This window comes from Neobacillus sp. WH10 (assembly GCF_030123405.1).
GTDB lineage: Bacteria > Bacillota > Bacilli > Bacillales > Cytobacillaceae > Neobacillus.
In genome coordinates this window covers 4803775-4823591 of record NZ_CP126110.1, presented here as the reverse complement: position 1 = coordinate 4823591, position 19817 = coordinate 4803775, and the positions used below count along the sequence as shown (strand labels likewise).

Below are 19817 nucleotides of genomic sequence, written 5' to 3'. Positions count from 1 at the left end.
AGGTGAGTGTCCTTCACCTGGGATGTTTTTTCAGCGTGCATTAACTTTTTCAGACTGGCTGTCGGCATAGACGCCCTTCTTTTCAATAAAACGCTGGATTCGTTTTAACGCTTCTTGTAGCTGTTCCATAGATGTGGCGTAGGAGCAGCGGATATAGCCTTCGCCACTTTCACCAAAAACATGGCCGGGAACGACGGCTACTTTTTCCTGCATCAACAGTTCCTCGGCAAATTGTTCTGAGCTTAGGCCGGTAGAACGGATTGAAGGAAAGACGTAAAATGCGCCTCCGGGAGTGTGACATTCTAGGCCCATTTGATTTAGAGTTTGTACCACATAGTTCCGTCTGCGGCGATAGCTGTTTCGCATCGACTCTACTTCGGGATAGGTATTACGCAGTGCCTCGACGGCACCGCGCTGAAGCATATTCGGTGCACACATCGTCGTGTATTGGTGGATTTTTAGCATGACCTCGAAAAATTCCTTCGGTGCTGCCAGGAAGCCTAATCTCCAGCCCGTCATTGCAAAACCTTTGGAAAAACCGTTAATTAAAATCGTCCGCTCATACATACCTTCAATCGCGGCAACACTACAAAAGTCTTCGTCATAAGATAGTTCCGCATAAATTTCATCGGATACAACGATTAAGTCGTACTTTTGGATGATCTCGGCAATTTCAGTCAGTTCATCCTTTGTTAACATACTACCGGTCGGATTGTTTGGGGAGCACAACAAAATAGCTTTTGTTTTTTCGGTAATCGCAGCCTCGATTTGTTCAGCTGTAACCTTAAAGCCATTTACAGGTGATGTGGAAACGGCAACTGGTTTCCCCCCGGCAATAGCCACCAATGGAGCATATGAGACGAAGGCAGGCTCGACAATCAGAACCTCATCGCCTTGATTCAAAATAGCGCGAAAGGCAAGATCAATTGCCTGGCTCGCTCCAATTGTCACAATAATTTGATTATTTGGGTTGTAATGAACTCCAAATCTTGTTGCTAAGTAGGTAGTGATTTCTTCCCTTAATTCGAGTAGTCCGGCGTTGGCTGTGTAGGAAGTAAAGCCTTGCTCCAACGATAAAATGGTCGCTTCGCGAATGCTCCATGGTGTGATGAAGTCCGGTTCACCGACTCCTAATGAAATCACGTCCTCCATGCTAGCGGCTAAATCAAAAAATTTTCTAATCCCAGAGGGCTGGAGCTCCTTGGCTGTTTGTGAAAGATAGTGCTCATAGTCATGTTTCATGGTGAAACCACCATCCTCCGGTCTTTATCATCATTCCCACTGTTAAAACTTACACCATCATGTTTGTATTTTTTTAGCATGAAATGGGTAGTGGTAGAAACGACGTTTTCTATGGTTGATAGTTTGTCTGAGACAAAGGCTGCGATTTGATTCATTGTTTTTCCTTCTACAGTGATTGACAAATCGTAAGCACCTGACATGAGATATAAGGATGACACTTCAGGAAAACGAGAGATTCTCTCGGCCACTTCATCGAATCCAACGCCACGCTTAGGGGTAACCTTCACATCAATCATGGCGATGACGCCTTCCTGCCCTTCCACTTTGCTCCAATTAATTAAAGTAGGGTAACTCATAATTATTTTCTCGTACTCTAATTTTTCAATCGTCTTTCTGACCGTTTCTTCGCTGCACATGGCCATTAATGCGATCGACTCTACTGATAGTTTATGATTCTCTTCAATGATTTTTAAAATTTCTATTTCCACACTGCTAAGCTGCATCTAGGCGGCCTCCTTAACTTTCCTGTCAAGCAAAATTGGTATCTGCGCCTCCTGAACTTCCCTAAGGGGTTGGTCCGTCAGCGAGTTTTCTTTATTGATGATTTTAATCCTATTTGAGGTATCTGTCACGTAATCAAGAGAAATTTTTGAATCCTTTAAACATCGAGAATGGAATGTTACATTTTTTTTTTTTGTAAATAATTGTTAGTGAAGTTGGTTAAAAAAGCCTCGTACGAAAACAGGGGAGGTACGACAGTGCCTGTCGCGGGAAAAAAACAGAAGAATCCCAAGTGCCACTGTCGGTCGAAAAAAGCCTTACTTGATCACTGTGAAGAGCTCAGAGTGCCCGTCGAGACCCCAAAAAGCCCGCTCGGTAACTGTGAAGAGCTCAGAGTGCCCGTCGAGACCCCAAAAAGCCCGCTCGGTAACTGTGAAGAGCCCAGAGTGCCCTTCGAGGCCCCAAAAAGCCCCGCTCGGTCACTGTGAAGAGATCAGAGTGCCCGCCGAGAACAAAAAAAGCCCCAAACGGGAACTGTGGGTGTTTCATTGTCCCCGTCCTTAGGCAAGTAATCAGAAAAAGAGTACTAACTAGCGGCAATAATCGTTGTTAACCCCGCTTACCTTTTCTTACCGCTTCCATCAATAGATCCACAATATGAACAGCGCGCATTTTGGAGGATAAGCCCTCGCGTTCAATGCCAAGCTGCATTTGTAAGAGGCAGCCGGGATTGGCTGTCACAATGGTGGTTGCACATGTTGCTTTTGCCTGATTCATTTTATAGTCGAGCATCACCATCGACATCTCGGACTCGACAATATTATAGATTCCGGCAGAACCGCAGCAGCGATCAGCTTCTTTCATTTCTTTGTATTCCGCCTCTTGGATTGCTTGAAGCAAAACCCTTGGCGCTGAAGCTGTTTTCATGACATTCCTTAGGTGGCAGGAATCCTGATAGGTAATAACCTGTCTAGGAAGCTCTAATTCTACTTTTTTATGAAAATTAACCTCCGCTAATACTTCGGAAATATCCTTTATTCTTTCTTTGAAAGCTTTTGCCCTGTCCCGCCAATCAGGGTCATCCTTCAATAAATGATCATAATCAATGAGAAACGCACCGCAGCCGCCGGCATTCGTAATGATAAAATCCACGTCTAAATCTTCAAAGGCCATAATATTTCGTTTGGCAAGGTCCTTAGCGGTTTGCTTTTCACCGCTGTGACCATGCAAGGCCCCACAGCAGTTTTGATTCTTTGGAATCACGACATCACAGCCGGCTAACTGAAGCAGCTTCATCGTTGAGTCGTTTGTTTTCATGAACATCGTATCCATTAAACAGCCGCTGAAAAAAGCAACCCTGTGAACCTTTTCGGCAATTGCCGGCAGGTATTTGGGTCGATTTTTCATCTCTTTCATTGTTGGCACATTGGGTAATACTTTTTCCATTGTCGCTAAGCTTTCCGGCAAAAGGCCTAAAAAGCCGATTTTTCGGGCAATCGTTTGGATTCCGGAGCGCTGATAGAAGCCAAGCATGCCGACCGTCCACCGCATGCGCTCAGGGTACGGGAATAACCCTTGAAAAACCGTTTTTCTGACGGCCCTTACAGGTAAAGAATGCTTCTTATTTTGATTAATAATATCCCTTGCATCTTCTAATAAATGGCCATAATTGACTCCTGAGGGACAAACGGGTTCACAGGCCCGGCACCCTAGGCAAAGTTCAAGTGATCGTTCGAAATCCTCATCCGGTTCAATCATCCCGTCTACAACCGCTTTCATTAAGGCGATTCTTCCCCGAGGTGAATGCGATTCTTTATAGCCTGATTCGATATAGGTTGGGCAAGTTGGCAGGCAAAAGCCGCATCGCATACAGTTTAGCAATTCATCCTCGTTCATCCGTGCTTTAAATTGTTCTTGAATCTTTTCTTGTTCTTGAACCGTTGTCATCTTGTGATCACCACACGTTTCTTACTGTCTTTGGCAAAAACCTTCCCTGGATTCATAATGTTATTAGGATCAAACGCTTGCTTGATTGCCTTCATCGCGGCGATTCCTTCTGCCTTCAGCTTCCATTCAAGATATGGAGCCTTCATGGCTCCGACCCCGTGTTCTCCGGTAATAGTTCCGCCTAGTTCAATTGCCTTTTCAAAAATTTCGGCAAATGCGTTTTCAACGCGTTCCATTTCTTCATGGTTTCTTGCATCGGTCGCACACGTTGGGTGGAGATTCCCATCACCTGCATGGCCAAAGGTACAAATCGTCAGCTGATATTTTTCACTAATGTCATTAATGGCCTTAACCATATTGGAAATTTCGGACCTTGGAACTGTTGCGTCCTCGAGAATGGTAGTCGGCTTCAAACGGGCGATGGCTGAAAGTGCCGACCGCCGTGCGGTTCTTAGGGCATCGGCTTCCTCTTCCGTAGCGGCCGTCTGAATTGAAACGGCATTCTCCTGCTTACACACTTCTGCGATTTTTTTCATATCACGGTCAACAACTTCAAGAGGACCGTCCTGCTCAATTAGGAGCACAGCTTGCACATTGGTAGGCAGGCCGATTTGCGCAAAGTCTTCGACCACCTTTAATGTTGGCTGATCAAGGAACTCCAGTGTGGTCGGAATGATTTTATTGGCAATAATCTTTGAAACAGATTTGGCAGCAGCATTAAGATCTTGATAAAGAGCAAGCATGGTCTTCCGTGTTTCCGGCATCGGAATGAGTTTTAATGTTGCTTCCGTAATGACACCAAGCGTTCCTTCTGAGCCGACAAAAAGTCGCGTTAAGTCATAACCTGCGACATCCTTTGCCAGCTTGCCGCCAGTTTGGATGATATCGCCATTCGGTAATACCGCCTCTAAACCAATGACATAATCTCTCGTTACACCATATTTGAGGCCGCGTAATCCGCCGGAGTTCTCATTGATGTTGCCGCCAATGGTCGAGATTTTCATTGAACTTGGGTCAGGAGGATAAAATAGACCCTTTTCTTCAATGGCCTGAATCATATCAAGTGTGACGGCACCAGGCTGTACGGTAATCGTTAGGTTTTCTTCGTCAATTTCTATGATGTTGTTCATATGTTTAAAAAGAAGAACAACCCCTCCCTCGGTAGGACATGTTCCAGCACACAGGTTGGTACCCGAGCCGCGCGGTACAATCGGAACTTTATATTTATTACAAATCTTCAGGATTTCCGAAACTTCTGCTGTATTGCGCGGGCTGACTACGGCATCCGGCATAGACTGGAAGTTTGGTGTTGCATCATATGAGTAGACTAAACGTTCTGTTTTGGAATCAGCGAAATTTTCCTTGGTTACAATAGATATCAGTTTTTCTTTTACTTCATTCGAAAGCATGTAGTTTCCCCCATTCCTACCCGTGTTATTTGCTTACGGATTAATCCTGCTCTATGAAAACGAATTGCTTTGAAATTTTATTTTAATAAATATATAATAATTATAAAATATTAATTCAAAAGGAGCAATACTATTGAAATATTCACTATTAGCCACTGATCTGGATGGTACATTATTAAACGATCAAAAAGAGATTGACGTTGAAACGATCGAAGCCATTCAAGAGTACCGCAGACGAGGAGGGAAGGTAGTGATTTGCAGCGGGCGTTCACCGCTTTCAACAAAATGGATTGCCAATACCATCGGCCTAAAGGGAGAGCCGATCATTGCTTACAATGGTGCGATCATGCTTGATGAGAAAGGAGAGGTGAAAGAGCAAGCTGTATTTCAGCACGAATCACTTTTACAATTCTGGGAAATATGTGAGGCGGAAGGCATTTATGCCCATTTTTATGAAGGAGATACGCTGCTGGTTCCGACAGTAAATAAATGGAACGAGAACTGGATAGAGAATAATATTCCTAGCCTTGAAAAATCAGGCGGCAGGCTTAAAGACTGTGAAAGTTTTCGAAAAAACTGCAAGGTTAAGGTCATAGATCATTTTTATCAATATATGAAAGAAAATCAGCCTAAGATTACTAAAATAGCGGTATTTGATGACGGGGATCGGCTTACTGATTTTTCAAAGCAGATTATTGAACAGGTTGAGGATATGGAAATTAGCAGCAGCTTCAATTTCATTAATTTAGAGATTTCCCCAAGCGGTGTCACAAAGGCAGCTGGCCTGTTAAAGCTAACGGAGCAGCAGGGTATCTCGATCACGCAAACGGCTGCCATTGGCGATAATTATAATGACTCACTAATGCTCTCCGTTGCCGGACTTGGGATTGCTATGGGGAATGCACCGGAAAAGGTGAAACTAGTAGCAGATCAGGTGACGGGAAATAATAATGAAGCAGGCGTTGCAATGGCCATCCGCCGTTATTTGCTAGATTAGTGCCTCTCGCTTATTTCAATTGAGTAAAATAATTTATTGAAATAACATTTCATTATTTTTAAAAAAATATTGAATTATTATTTCATTGGACATATAATAAAAATACAGTAACCGCTTACAACGCAGTAAAGATCAACAGGAGGGCAGTGATACGATGGAAGAAAAACTCGAATTATTAACGACAGAATCGAGAAACGAACATTCTATGCAGATAGATACAGCAAACCCAATGGATATATTACGCATCATGAATGAGCAGGATCAATTGGTGGCATTAGCGGTAAAGGAAGTTTTACCTGATGTCGAGGCAGCAGTTCAATTTGTATTTGAATCCTTTCAAAACGGTGGGCGCTTAATCTATTTAGGTGCAGGCACAAGCGGCCGATTAGGGGTGCTTGATGCAGTTGAATGTCCGCCGACATTCAGCACTGATCCTGAAATGGTACAAGGAATTATCGCAGGAGGAGAAGGAGCCTTCTTAAAAGCAGTGGAAGGAGCGGAGGACGATCCGGAGCTTGGTGTCAGCAACTTGAAAGCATTGGGGCTGACGAAAAATGATACCGTTATTGGTATTGCTGCCAGCGGCCGGACACCATATGTGATTGGAGCCCTTCGATATGCACGAAGCATCGGCGCGAAAACCGTTGCCCTTTCCTGCAATAAAAATGCGGCGATTAGCCAGGAAGCCGATCAGAGCATCGAGGTAATTGTCGGTCCAGAGGTCCTTACAGGTTCAACTCGGTTGAAATCAGGAACTGCGCATAAAATGATTTTGAATATGATTTCCACCTCTTCGATGATTCTGTTAGGGAAAGCCTATGAAAATTTGATGGTTGATGTTCATGTGAGCAATCAGAAATTAAAGGAACGGGCGATTGGCATCATTCGCAAAATTACCGGTGTTTCTTATGACATGGCATTAGAGACATTAGAGCAGGCGGATTTACAAGTGAAAACAGCCATTGTCATGATTAAGACGAATACAACAAAACAGGAAGCAGAACAATTATTAGCAAAGGCAAATGGTTATGTAAAAAGAGCCATTCAAATAGTTAAAAAATGAAGTAGATGAAAAGGTGGTTTTAGGTGTGGCAGCAGGTGGTTTAAAAATGATTCAGAATATGCTTGAACAGCTTCCAGCTTCTGAACGAAAAATTGCAGAATTTATTCTTGAAAATCCTCATAGTATTTTAAACAATACTGTCAATGACATCGGAATTCAAGCGAATACTAGTGGGGCAGCCGTTATTCGGCTCTGTAAGTCCTTAGGATTAAACGGGTTTCAAGATTTAAAAGTAAGAATTGCCGGGGATTTAGTAAAGCCTGTCGAGCAAGGGTACCGTGACATTGAACCAGGTGAATCCTTTTTCTCCATCGTTCAGAAGACAACGAGTAATAGTATCCAAAGCATTCGTGATTCGGAAGAGATCATCAATTATGATGAATTGGAACATGCTGTTCAAACCTTGTTGCCTGCTCAAAATGTTCATTTTTTTGGAATTGGCGCTTCTAATATTATCGCGAAGGATGCACAGCAAAAATTCCTTCGGATTCATAAAAATGCAACCGCTTTTACAGATACCCACCTTGTAGCTACCTTGATTGCTAATGCTAATAAGGATGATGTGGTGTTCGGAATCTCTCACTCCGGAGAAACAGCAGAGGTTAGTAAGGTTATGTCTCTAGCAAAAGAGCGCGGCGTGAAAACGATTAGTTTAACAAAATACGGACAATCATCCGTCTCATCGCTCGCTGATATTAAACTGTTTACCTCGTATTCTGGGGAGGCACCGTTTCGAAGCGCAGCAACGTCATCACGCCTTGCGCAGCTATATATAATTGATATTTTGTTTTTGTCGATGGCAACCGTTCAGTATGAGAAAACGATTAACTCGATTGATCAAACAAGGGAAGCCATTCGGTTTATCAAAGAGGGGAAATAAACATTACAGGGGGTGATGCGGACACCATTCCGTTTCTTATTTTTTCAAAAAAAATTAACAACAGAGAGAAGGGGAAATAACATGTCTGGAGAGAATAAAATTTTAGCGGAAAAGATTCTTGAACAATTAGGCGGGCCAGCAAATGTTGGCAATTACACACATTGTATGACAAGACTTCGTGTAACACCAAACGATGAGTCGAAAGTCAATAAGGCCGCTATTAAGAAAATTGACGGGGTACTTGGGGTTGTTGAAGAAGAGACATTACAAATTATTTTGGGACCTGGAAAAGTAAATAGAGTGACAGAAGAGTTTGGTAAATTAATAGATGCTGCTGGCGGGATTAACTTAAAAGATAGGGCTGCAACTAAAAAGGCAGAAATTAACCAAAAGAATGCCACTCCATTTAAGCTGTTTTTACGAAAAATCTCTAGTATTTTTATCCCATTAATTCCAGCACTTGTAGCATCAGGGTTGATTACTGGGGTAACAAAGGCGATCATCCAGGCAGGCTGGCTGGCTGGGGATTCACAACTTGCTACGATTTTATCTGTTATCGGCAGTGGACTATTTGGTTACCTTGGGATTTTAGTTGGTATTAATGCAGCGAAAGAATTTGGCGGGTCACCAGCACTTGGAGCACTTGCCGGTATTTTAATTATTAACCCTGCTGTTGCTGGAATTAAGTTGTTCGGGTCGGAATTGCTTCCTGGACGTGGGGGTTTAATTGGCGTTCTATTTGCGGCCATCTTTATTGCCCTTGTTGAAAAACGAGTTCGTCGTTATGTGCCACAATCTCTTGATCTATTTATAACACCAACGGTTGCTTTATTGGTTACTGGTATTGTTACTTATCTTGTATTTATGCCGCTTGGTGGTTTTGTTTCAGATATTATCACTAAAGGATTAACCTCTTTACTTGATGTTGGCGGTGTTGTAGCAGGATTCGTCCTTGGGGCAACCTTCCTGCCGCTCGTTGTTACGGGTTTACATCAGGGTTTAACACCAATACACCTTGAGTTAATTAATTCAACTGGTATCGACCCGCTTCTTCCCATCTTAGCAATGGGCGGTGCAGGCCAGGTTGGTGCTGCGTTTGCCATTTATTTTAAAACAAAGAAAACTCGCTTAAAAAGAGCGATTGGCGGAGGACTGCCTGCAGGAATTCTTGGAATTGGTGAACCGCTTATTTTCGGTGTAACGTTACCATTAGGACGTCCATTCTTAACGGCTTGTTTAGGAGCTGGTGTAGGCGGAGCCTTTCAGGCAGCTTTCCATGTCGCAACCAATGCTATAGGTGTATCTGGTTTGCCACTCTCCTTCCTTGTGGTAAATGGTCAGGTTCTTCTTTATTTAGCAGGCGTATTAATTGCCTACGCGGCTGGGTTCGCATTTACTTATCTATTTGGTTTCAAAGATGAGATGGCCGGTGAGTTTGATTGATTGGTATTTCCTTCTACTTAAATGATCAGCTAGCAGAGTCTCGGATTGCTCTTGCAGGGAAAATGGGTGTGAAGCGGGCGTTTACCTCGCTTCACATTCCTGAGGAGTCCGGGGATTTAGCCAGCCGCGCGAAAAAACTGCTCCAAATGGCAAAGGAAGTTGGAGTAGAGGTTTATGCGGATGTTTCGGCACGAACACCTGCACATCTGGGATTGGATAACTTACAAGCATTAAAGTCTTTAGGGGTTATCGGTTTGCGGTTGGATGACTTTTTTTCGCATGAGACGATTTTGAACTTGGCTAAGGATTTCAAGCTTGCACTGAATGCCAGCATTTTATTTGAGGATGATTTACGTGCCCTGATTGAGGGAGGATTAACAGCTGGCCAGCTGCTGGCCTGGCATAATTTCTATCCTCGGAGTGAAACTGGATTAGCTGAATCGTTTTTTCGCTCACAAAATGAACTTTTTAAACGATATGGAATTCCGGTTAGTGCTTATATTCCAGGAGACGGTGAGAAACGCGGACCGTTGTTTGAAGGGCTGCCAACGCTGGAGAGCCATCGGACGATTGATCCATTTATGGCGGCGCTTGAATTGTTTCGAGCGGGTGTCGAGGATGTGTATATCGGCGATCCGGAAGTAAGTGTTAGCCTCTTAGAAAAACTAATTGAATTTGACCGTCATCTTCGGGTTTCGATTCGAATCGAAGGGTTTCAAGAAGGAGAGTTCCGTCTCCGTCCCGATTTTTCCCGTGACGTTTTCCGATTAATGGATACGAGAAGTGCTGATGCAGTAGTTCCCGAGAACACGGGACAGCGTCCAGTGGGCACGATTACGAGGGATAATGACCGTTATGGACGGTATCGCGGGGAGGTCCAGATCACGTTGCAAGACCTGCCTGCTGATGAGCGAGTCAATGTGATCGGAAAAGTTGTGGAAGACGATTTACCGCTTCTTACCTTGCTCCAGCCAGGTCAAATAGTAAAATTAATATGGGTCTAAAACAAAACTGCCTTATCTAGTAGATGGGGCGGTTTTTTTGTTGTAATGGAAGGATCCGATCCTGTAGAACCATGCTTCATGTGTACTAGGTTATTTGAACTGATTCCAAGAAAAGCTCTAACCAAGTGAAGATGCCCAATTTCGACAACCTGTTGAGTTATTTGTTTACAAAGAAAAAAATCCATCTCTCTTTAAAAGTGTACCCTTTTGTAAAGGACATTTCACTTAAAAACCGAGAGACGGATCTTTTATTAATGCTGAAAAAATGCTAGTTGAATAAAGAATAATACCGCGAACACATATAGGAGTGGATGAACCTCACGCCATTTGCCTTTTGTGATTTTTAATAGCGGGAAGCTGATAAATCCCAGTGCGATTCCCGTTGAAATACTCGAGGTAAGCGGCATACTTAGTACGGTTAAGAATGCTGGGAAGGCTTCATCAAGCTCGTCCCAATGGATTTTGGCGATACTACCCATCATCAGGCTGCCGACAATGATCAAAGCAGGTGCTGTAATCGCGGCAATTCCGGAAACAGCGCTAACGAGCGGCCCGAAGAAAGCTGATACGATAAACAAAACTGCCACCGTTAAGGAGGTTAAGCCAGTCCGGCCGCCGGCAGCGACGCCTGAAGTTGATTCAATAAAGGCCGTTGTTGGGCTTGTCCCAAACATGGCGCCGACCGCTGTTGCAAGTGAATCAGAGAGTAATGCCTTACGGGCACGGGGCAATTTGTCTCCTTTCATTAATCCTGCCTGGTTTGCTACCCCAATCATGGTACCAGTCGTGTCAAAAATGGTTACAAGAATAAAGGAAAACACAACGGCATAAAGGCTGTGCTGAACCACGTCAGTCAGTGCTGTAATTGGATTCGCAACAATCAGCCCCTCAGGAAGAGAAGGAAGTGACATAATCCCTTTGTCAAAAGACAACTGGCCGGTAAAATAAGCGATTATCCCTGTAATGATCATTCCGAAAAATAATGCACCGTTGACCCTAAGTACCATTAAAATCAGTGTGACAGCAAGCCCGACAATCGCTAAAATCGCTGATGGGGAATGAAGGTCACCCAAACCGACAAGATTGGTCGGATGTGCAGTGATAATTTTTGTTTGACGCAGTCCGATAAAAGCGATAAATAATCCGATTCCTGCGGTAATTCCGTGCTTAAGGTTTTCTGGGATGGCTTCAATTAATTTTTCCCTAAAAGGGGTTAAAGATAAGATGACAAAAATAATACCTGCGATGAAGACGGCAGCAAATGCAGTTTGGTAGCTAATACCTTGGTGGCCGCCAACGACAGAATAGGCAAAGTAGGCGTTCAGTCCCATACCCGGCGCGATGGCTATCGGGTAATTTGCGCAAAGCGCCATCCAAAGTGTACCGACCAAAGCGGCGATGATGGTTGCTGAAAAGACTTGTTCGAATGGAACACCGGCATCAGCGAGAATGACTGGGTTTACCACGACGATATAAACCATGGTAAAAAAGGTCGTTATTCCTGCCAATAATTCCGTTTTTATATTCGTTTGATTCTCTTTCAGTTTAAACATGGTGATTCCTCCGTAAATACGAACATTTTCTTATGACTTAATTATATTATTCGTTTTTAGCTGAATTATCAATAGGTAATTTTTATTTTGTCCAATATTTTGGATGTCTACCCATAGGGGGCTAGACTTGTGATTGGCCATTTTGGAAACTTGTATTTCTATTTGGACATGGAGTGACTTATTTTTTGATAAAAAGGAAAATGAAAGCAAAGGAGATACATCATGGTTAATAGAGGGGATGAAGGACAAATTTAACAGGAAGGCAGCAAGTTTGTCCTTCTAAAGGGGAGATAAATGGGGTGAACCTACTACAGAATTGCTAGCAGAGCATCAATGTTCGGCAACAAGAAAAGGATCTGCAATGCCAGCCTTTTTTACCTCTTCTAAACGTTTTTCGGCATTAGCACGGTTTGAATATGCTCCAGCTTGTACGCGGTACCAGGTTTTACCTGAAATTGTTGTAGGATTTACAAATGCATCGATTCTTTTTGACTGCAAATAAGCAACACGCTCATCAGCATTTTCTCTTGATTGGAATGATCCTGCAATTACTTTGTAAAGTGTTCCTGTACCTGGATCTGTTGGTACCGGCGGTTTGCTTTTTAGATTAAAGGCGATGGCAATACCGTTTGCATGACCTTGGGCCACGTTTTGACGCCAAGATGCTTGTTTTAATAAGGCGGCATCATGGGTGTTGTCGATAAAGCCATTTTCTGATAGAAATGCTGGCATGGCTGATTCGCGTAAAACGTGAAAATTAGCCTTTTTCCGGCCGCGGTCTTTCAACTGATTCATCTTTATTACTTCTCCATGGATAATCCCCTGGTATATTGCTGTCGTGGATGAGTCCGAAAGTTTACTATATATATAGTCTTCATATCCTTGGGCAGAACCGTCAGCGGCATTGATATGAATAGCCAAATAATAATCAGCGCCCCAGTTATTTGCTTCGTTTGTTCGCTGGCTTAGGCTTTTACTGACATCAGTGGTACGGCTCATCATAACTTCAATATTTTCATAACTATTGGTTAAGATGAAGCGTATTTTAAGCGCAATATCTAGCGTAAGATCCTTTTCATTTAATCCATTGCCCTGGGCACCGGGGTCTGAGCCACCGTGTCCGGGGTCTAAATAAAGCTTCATAAAAATCCTCCTTTTCAATAGAATGCTTGTACATTTATATGATATGGGATTACTAGTATTCTGTACGGGTGTCTGTCTTGACTTGTCCAATTATATGAAAAAAAGGCCGATTTTTTGAGAATTCGGCCTTTAGAAGTTGTGCTGATTAATTCTTGGGGGAGTAGGTCTTTTTAGATTACCATTTAGAAGATTAATAGTGATCGGAAATAATTAGTAAATAGCAAAAACAAGCGGCTATTAGTCCATAATGCTATAATGGAAAAAGTAAATTAAATTCTAGCTAAGGGGAAATGAATATGATTCTCGTCGTTGGCGGAGCTGGTTACATTGGTAGCCATCTTGTAAAGGAATTAGTTGAAAAAGAAGATGTTGTCGTACTTGATAACTTGTCGACGGGACACCGCTCGGCCGTTGATAACCGGGCTATCTTTGTAAAAGGGGACCTCGGCAATGAAGAAGATCTTCAAATGGTTTTTAGAAGTTATCCAATTAAAGCCGTTATGCACTTTGCTGCCTGTAGTTTAGTAGGGGAGTCTGTTATTGATCCTTTGAAATATTATCAAAACAATGTAGCTTCCACTTTAACACTATTAAAAGTGATGTTGAAATTTAAGGTAAAAAACTTTATTTTCTCATCTACTGCAGCTACATATGGAATTCCTGATGTTGCGCTGATTGATGAATCAAGTGCCACTACCCCGATTAATCCTTATGGTCAATCAAAACTAATGGTTGAGCAGATTCTCTCTGACCTTTCTACATCTGATGGGCTGAAATATGTGATATTGCGTTATTTTAATGCAGCAGGAGCCCATGAATCCGCTGAAATTGGTGAAAGCCATGACCCGGAAACTCATTTAATCCCAATAGTCCTTCAGCAATTACTAGGTCTGCGGGAAAAAGTCTCTGTTTTTGGATCTGATTATGATACTCCGGACGGTACTTGTATCCGTGATTATATTCATGTGACGGACTTAGCGAGCGCCCATATCCTTGCACTTAAGGCCCTGTTAACAGGAAAGAAGTCGGCTGAGATTTATAATCTCGGTAACGGACTTGGCTATTCTGTTAAGGAAGTTATTGAAACATGTGAAAGAGTCACAGGAGTGAAGGCGAACATAGAAATGGCCGACCGCCGCCAAGGGGATCCGGCAAGACTTGTAGCATCCTCTAATAAGATTTTCTCCGAATTAGGCTGGAAAGCTGAGCGAAATTTAGAGAAAATTATTGCCGATGCCTGGAAGTGGCACCAGAATCAAAAATATTAATTAAAAAAGCAATGCGCCCTCAGCTGGGGGGCATTGCTATTATTCAAAGATAAGTAGATATAGAATTTTCGAGTTTGAGAACATCAAGCTCTAGCTCCAGCGCCTTGGTATTCAGGATCATAAGCCACTTGGCAAGGCACTTCCGCTTTTCTGCTTTCTATTATCTCAGTCGAAGGGCTACAGTCCATACACCACGCAATGGAAGTTTCCGCTTATATATGTTTAAACGGCTTCCTCGTCCAATAAACCCACTAATTCTAATCCTCTTAAAATCCCGTCCTCATCAACATGGTTCGTTACGAATTTGGCAACATCCTTCACTTGATCGACAGCGTTACCCATGGCAATGCTGTTATTGACAAACGATAGCATTTCGATATCGTTCAGTCCGTCACCAAAGGCATAGACCTGATCTATTGGGATGTTTAAATAGTTGATTAAAGCTTCTATTCCTTTTGCTTTTGAACCGCCAGCAGGCAATACATCCACTGCATGTTCATGCCATCTGACAAAATCAAATTTCTTAAATTTCTCCTGATACGAAGCTTGCTCTACAGCATTACAAAAAAGCAATGATTGATAGATTTCCTTTCCTTGATAATAGTGGGGATCAAAAATCGGCTTATCTTTTATTTTTAAGGAACCAATCCCTTCCTCAATGTGTGGATGGGACTCCTTATTCGCATACATCTTTTCATGGTTTTCATAAATGATGGGGTTTTTTATGCTGTTGGAAAATTGTGTTAGGAGGTAGAGTTCCTCTTGATCAAGCGGATTTTGATAAATCGGTTTTCCTTTGTAGACTACATATGAGCCATTAAAACTAACAAAAGAATGAATGCCAAGCTCAGCCAGCAGCTCTTTAAACATAAATGGTGCGCGGCCGGTCGCAATGGCCACCTCATGACCTAGCTCTTTTAATCTATTTATCGCCTTTTTGGTAGACTCAGGCAATTTTTTCTCCTCATTCAAAAGGGTTCCGTCTATATCAAAAAAAATCATCTGTTTTTTCTTCATTGCTGTTCATTCCTTTCAAAGCGGATGGTGCATAAATTATTATCCTTACTTAGTTTACATAATCTATCCTATTATACATGAAATACTTCTTTCTAACAGAAGGGAAATTTCTAAAGTGCTTCAAAAGGCTAAGGATGAAGGGAGTGGTAATATTTATATAAAAGATGAAAGTATTCGGACAGTTGAATTAGAGCAGCAGCTCAAAAAGTTTTTCGTTCTTAAAGATGCCTTCGTGGTGCCTGATAACGATCTGTCAAGTGAACTGGCCAAACGGGCAAAACAAAAAGTTGCAATGAACCCTAGGAGGGATTTTCAAGTGTTCGTATATGGTTCAAATATTTTATCATTTTCGGCTGAAATAGCTCTCTTCCACTGTTAGGGGCTATTTTTCTATAAAGGGGACGTAGTTATTAGAATTATCTATTAAAAATAAAGCCATTTACCTATGGAGCGAATTTGGGTATGATTTTCATGTGTAAATTGTTGTCGAAAGGCTGTGGATTTTGTTGAAATCATTTTTTAAAAATTATCGATTTACCTTGATTCTACTGGCTGCCATCGTTATCGGCGGGGCATCTGGATTGGTTTTTGGGACAAAGACAGCGGTCGTAAAGCCGTTAGGGGATCTTTTTCTCAACTTAATGTTCATGATTATCGTGCCATTAGTATTTTTCAGCATTGCTTCAGCAATTGCGAACATGAATGGCATGAAACGGCTTGGAAAAATTATGGGTAGTATCTTAGTCGTTTTTTTTGTGACCGCTTCTGTTGCAGCAATTCTCGGCTTAATGGGTACGTCCATCATTCATCCGATTGAAAATGCCGATATTGCTGCAATTAAAGAGGTCATGAGTCATTCTTCGGTGGAAACGGACACGGAGAAATTAACGTTTCTTGATCATTTGGTTGCCACTTTCACTGTTTCAGATTTTAATTTATTGCTATCGCGCAGTAATATGCTCCAGCTAATTGTCTTTTCACTTCTTTTTGGCATTTCAACTGCGATGATTGGCGAAAAAGCAAAACCGGTTGCTGACTTTTTATCTGCTGCTACAGGGGTCATGATGAAGATGGTTAGCATCGTGATGTATTATGCTCCAATCGGACTTGGCTGCTATTTTGCTGCGGTCATCGGCGAGCTCGGTCCGCAAATTTTAGAAGGTTATGCCCGTTCGTTTATTCTGTATTTGATTTTGACAGTCATTTATTACTTTGTGTTCTTCACTCTCTATGCTTTTATCGCTGGGGGTAAGGATGGGGTCAAGGTGTTTTGGAAAAATGCTATCACACCATCGGTTACGGCGCTTGCGACTTGTTCGAGTGCAGCGTGTATTCCCGTGAACCTGGCCGCTGTTCGAAAAATGGGGGTGCCTAAGGATATTGCGGAAACGATTGTCCCGCTTGGTGCGAACACCCATAAAGATGGTTCCGTCTTTGGCGGCGTACTGAAAATCGTCTTTTTATTTGCTTTATTTGGTAAGGATTTAACAAGTTTCTCCAATATTTTAAGTATTCTCGCGGTTGCCTTTTTAGTTGGTGCGGTGATGGGTGCGATCCCAGGCGGAGGGATGATTGGGGAAATGCTGATCATCAGTGTTTATGGCTTCCCGCCAGAAACCTTGCCTATTATCGCCGTGATCAGCACCATCATTGATGCACCGGCCACACTCCTTAACTCAACCGGAAATACAGTCTGTGCCATGCTCGTCACACGACTCGTCGAAGGAAAAAACTGGCTCCGTCAAGCGTTCAAAAGCGGAGAAGAAGTCGCATAGATATATCGGTCCAATCCATCGGTGTAATGCATTGGTGCAATTCAATGGTGCCTGACACCAATAATCATATAAAGTGCGTTGAAAGCTTGTAAAGGGTGTCAGGCACCAATTTCCAATTACTTGAAAATGGTGCTCTGCCATTAAATGCTGTGGGGATATGTGGATTCTTGCAGCATTTTTTTTATATTTAGAAACAAAGTGTTGCTTAAATAGTTATTATGATTGAAGAATTTAAAGACCACACTCACCAATAGAGGTTATAGGCGACCGAAAAGGCAAAAAACAAATAGACCGGTCGCCAATAAAAGTCATAGCCCCCAAAAAACAGGGGCTAGCTAGTCAATATTTTTTCCACATTTACCCGTCCTGAAAAAAAGGTGGCCCCGCCTCCCATATCAGCAATACGATCGGGAGTTAGGGAGTTTATTAGAAAATTTTTGGAATTTAAACCTTCATGAGACCAGGCTGCTTCGTCCGCCCAGATCCCTTGTGTCACAACAACACCCGGAAGGACATTATCTCCAACTGCAACTTTTATCTCACATTCCCCGTGACTGTTCCACACCCGTACCATATCTCCATCTTCAATTCCAGCCGCTAGGGCATCCACCCGATTCATATGCAATCGTAGTTCTTTTTCCAACTCAACATGCTTCTGAATATTGGAAAAAGTAGAGTTTAAAAAATTGTGATTTGGCCCTGGGACAAATTGAAAGTAGTGGTCTCCATGGTTCACAAGCGGAATATAGGTTGGCAGCGGCGGGTACCCATCCTGCTTCATTTTCTCAGAATATAACTCAATTTTTCCACTCGGGGTCGGAAGTGTCCCGGGAAACAATTGCTTCACCTTAGCTTTCACGTATCGCTGCTCTACTAAAAAGGAGTAATTGATGTCCTCCAAATAAGGATTTCGCGGGTTATTCAGCGCGCCGGCAATCATTTCTGCTTCAGTTTCTGCGAAGGCTGCTTCATCACCAAATCCCATTTCTTTTGCAAACAAACGGAAGACGTCAACATTCGACTTAGACTCCCCGTATGGTGCGATAACCGGCTGCTGAATTTGTATGTAATGATGCCAGTACGAAGTGTATAAATCCGTGTTTTCAAAGGATGATGTTGCAGGCAGGACAATATCTGCGTACTTAGCCGTTTCTGTTAAAAATAAATCATGGACCACTACGAATAAATCTTCGCGTTCCAAGCCTTTTCTGACTTTATTGCTAGAGGGTGTTACTAACGCAGGATTCGATCCATACACATACAACGATTTTACGGGCGGATCTAACGTTAATAAAGCTTCTCCCAGCAAGTTCATATTAATAACTCGCGTATGTCTATTTTTTAAAAGACTAGACCTTTGCAAACTCTCAGTATTTGGTGCTAGATAGGCAGAATTTCCTTTGATGGCCCCGCCGCCTTTTACAAGCCATTGTCCGGTTAGGGCAGGCAGGCATGCGACCGTGCGGACGAACATACCGCCATTGTCGTGATGTTGCGGTCCGTTGCCGATGCGAATAAAGGAAGGTGATGTTTGGCCATACATTCGCGCAAGCTTGTAAATGTCACTGACTGGGACTCCGGTAAATTCGGAAACTTTGGCAGGTGTGTATTGAATGACATGCTTGCGCAGTTCTTCGTAGCCAACAGTATATTTTTGCAAAAATTCTTGATCAACCATATTTTCGGCGAACAATATGTGCATCAGTCCTAGTACGAGGGCACTGTCCGTCCCAGGTAAAATCGGAATAAACCAATCTGCCATTCTACCAGTTTGATTTTTATGAACATCGATGACGATCCATTTGGCTCCGTTCTGCTTACGGGCCTTTTGCGCAAGGGCTATCTGGTGCATATTGGTGCTGGCAGCATTAATGCCCCAGAAGATGAACAGTTTAGAATGAATTGTATCCTCAGGGTCAATCCCGAGGCTGCCGCCCATCGTATATTGATAGCCAACCGATCCAGCCGATGAACAAATCGTACGATCCAGCCGTGAAGCGCCCAAGAGATTCCAAAAACGGCGGTCCATTCCCTCGGCACTGAGCCTCCCCATGTTGCCATAAAAGCTGTAGGGTAAAATGCTTTCCGGCCCATCTATTTCGATAAGCTCCTTCCAGCAAGAAGTAATTGTGCTGAGGGCCTCTTCCCAACTAATACGAGTGAACTTTCCTTCACCCTTGGAACCAATCCGTTTAAGCGGATATTTCAAACGATTCCCATCATAAATACGCTCAGACATATTGCGAACCTTGTTACAAATATGTCCTTTGGTTACCGGATGTTGTGGATCACCCTCAACTTTTACAATTTTTCCGTCTTCTTTATGCAGAAGCAAACCACATTGATCCGGGCAATCAAGCGGGCAAACAGCATGAAAAACACCATTCAGCTCATGAATGAAAGATGTCATAGTAAATCTCCTTTCAAGCCAAAGATATCAGATTAGTGTCATGTTGACTGTCCATCACTTGTGGAAAGTGTCTTTTTTGGTGTCCGGCACTAATTGTGAAAGATTGGTATTTTTAAATATTGCCATTATCATAACATTAAAATGGGTGTCAGGCACCACGGAAAA

Annotated in this window: 17 protein-coding genes; 9 read left to right on the top strand and 8 right to left on the bottom strand. The window is 42.7% G+C overall.

All coding sequences use genetic code 11. The features are described 5' to 3' along the window. Positions 1–30: 30 nt before the first annotated feature. The 4 genes from QNH20_RS23420 to glcD all read right to left on the bottom strand — a co-directional run bounded on the left by QNH20_RS23420 (position 31) and on the right by glcD (position 5099). The gene (locus QNH20_RS23420) at positions 31–1242 is read right to left on the bottom strand and encodes an aminotransferase (protein WP_283920333.1); all 1212 of its coding nucleotides are present in this window, start codon (positions 1240–1242) and stop codon (positions 31–33) included. After that, a complete protein-coding gene (locus tag QNH20_RS23415) occupies positions 1239–1745 on the bottom strand; it encodes an Lrp/AsnC family transcriptional regulator (protein WP_283920332.1) in 507 nt (168 codons plus the stop codon). The genes QNH20_RS23420 and QNH20_RS23415 overlap by 4 nt, the downstream gene beginning before the upstream one ends. Positions 1746–2352: 607 nt before the next feature. Continuing rightward, positions 2353–3690 carry a (Fe-S)-binding protein gene (locus QNH20_RS23410; protein ID WP_283920331.1) on the bottom strand — a complete coding sequence of 446 codons (1338 nt, stop codon included), beginning with the start codon at positions 3688–3690 and terminating at the stop codon, positions 2353–2355. Beyond that, positions 3687–5099, bottom strand: a complete 1413-nt coding sequence (gene glcD, locus QNH20_RS23405) for a glycolate oxidase subunit GlcD (protein ID WP_283920330.1) — start codon at positions 5097–5099, stop codon at positions 3687–3689. Before glcD ends, QNH20_RS23410 begins: the two co-directional genes overlap by 4 nt. A gap of 133 nt (positions 5100–5232) precedes the next feature. Between glcD and QNH20_RS23400 the strand changes: the two genes are divergently transcribed. The 5 genes from QNH20_RS23400 (at position 5233) to QNH20_RS23380 (ending at position 10486) form a co-directional block, all read left to right on the top strand. Next, positions 5233–6096, top strand: a complete 864-nt coding sequence (locus QNH20_RS23400) for a Cof-type HAD-IIB family hydrolase (protein ID WP_283920329.1) — start codon at positions 5233–5235, stop codon at positions 6094–6096. Positions 6097–6250: 154 nt separating this feature from the next. Continuing rightward, positions 6251–7159 (top strand): N-acetylmuramic acid 6-phosphate etherase, encoded by a 909-nt coding sequence (gene murQ, locus QNH20_RS23395; protein WP_283920328.1) that lies wholly within the window; start codon positions 6251–6253, stop codon positions 7157–7159. Between the two features lie 25 nt (positions 7160–7184). Further along, positions 7185–8039, top strand: coding sequence for a MurR/RpiR family transcriptional regulator (locus QNH20_RS23390; RefSeq protein ID WP_283920327.1), 855 nt, complete (start codon positions 7185–7187; stop codon positions 8037–8039). Positions 8040–8120: 81 nt separating this feature from the next. Beyond that, a complete protein-coding gene (locus tag QNH20_RS23385; RefSeq protein WP_283920326.1) occupies positions 8121–9482 on the top strand; it encodes a PTS transporter subunit EIIC in 1362 nt (453 codons plus the stop codon). Continuing rightward, entirely contained in the window at positions 9479–10486 is a 1008-nt protein-coding gene (locus QNH20_RS23380) for a MupG family TIM beta-alpha barrel fold protein (RefSeq protein ID WP_283920325.1), read from the top strand. The genes QNH20_RS23385 and QNH20_RS23380 overlap by 4 nt, the downstream gene beginning before the upstream one ends. Before the next feature lie 251 nt (positions 10487–10737). On the opposite strand, the gene QNH20_RS23375 is transcribed toward QNH20_RS23380, so the two are convergent. Next, positions 10738–12039 carry an NCS2 family permease gene (locus QNH20_RS23375; RefSeq protein ID WP_283920324.1) on the bottom strand — a complete coding sequence of 434 codons (1302 nt, stop codon included), beginning with the start codon at positions 12037–12039 and terminating at the stop codon, positions 10738–10740. A gap of 133 nt (positions 12040–12172) precedes the next feature. Between QNH20_RS23375 and QNH20_RS23370 the strand changes: the two genes are divergently transcribed. Then, positions 12173–12322, top strand: a complete 150-nt coding sequence (locus QNH20_RS23370; RefSeq protein ID WP_283920323.1) for a hypothetical protein — start codon at positions 12173–12175, stop codon at positions 12320–12322. Between the two features lie 47 nt (positions 12323–12369). Here the strand turns inward: QNH20_RS23370 and QNH20_RS23365 are convergent, their stop codons facing one another. Beyond that, positions 12370–13182: an N-acetylmuramoyl-L-alanine amidase gene (locus QNH20_RS23365; protein WP_283920322.1), complete on the bottom strand. Its 813-nt coding sequence runs from the start codon at positions 13180–13182 to the stop codon at positions 12370–12372. Between the two features lie 296 nt (positions 13183–13478). On the opposite strand from QNH20_RS23365, the gene galE reads away from it, so the two are divergent. Continuing rightward, positions 13479–14450, top strand: coding sequence for a UDP-glucose 4-epimerase GalE (galE, locus tag QNH20_RS23360; protein ID WP_283920321.1), 972 nt, complete (start codon positions 13479–13481; stop codon positions 14448–14450). 222 nt (positions 14451–14672) lie between these two features. On the opposite strand, the gene QNH20_RS23355 is transcribed toward galE, so the two are convergent. After that, positions 14673–15467, bottom strand: a complete 795-nt coding sequence (locus QNH20_RS23355; RefSeq protein ID WP_283920320.1) for a Cof-type HAD-IIB family hydrolase — start codon at positions 15465–15467, stop codon at positions 14673–14675. A gap of 115 nt (positions 15468–15582) precedes the next feature. On the opposite strand from QNH20_RS23355, the gene QNH20_RS23350 reads away from it, so the two are divergent. Both QNH20_RS23350 and QNH20_RS23345 read left to right on the top strand, forming a co-directional pair. Next, entirely contained in the window at positions 15583–15846 is a 264-nt protein-coding gene (locus QNH20_RS23350; RefSeq protein ID WP_283920319.1) for a hypothetical protein, read from the top strand. A 124-nt stretch (positions 15847–15970) separates the two neighbouring features. Then, entirely contained in the window at positions 15971–17242 is a 1272-nt protein-coding gene (locus QNH20_RS23345) for a dicarboxylate/amino acid:cation symporter (protein WP_481857999.1), read from the top strand. A 331-nt stretch (positions 17243–17573) separates the two neighbouring features. Here QNH20_RS23345 and QNH20_RS23340 read toward each other — a convergent pair whose 3' ends face one another. Continuing rightward, entirely contained in the window at positions 17574–19652 is a 2079-nt protein-coding gene (locus tag QNH20_RS23340; RefSeq protein ID WP_283920318.1) for a molybdopterin-containing oxidoreductase family protein, read from the bottom strand. Positions 19653–19817: the final 165 nt, after the last annotated feature.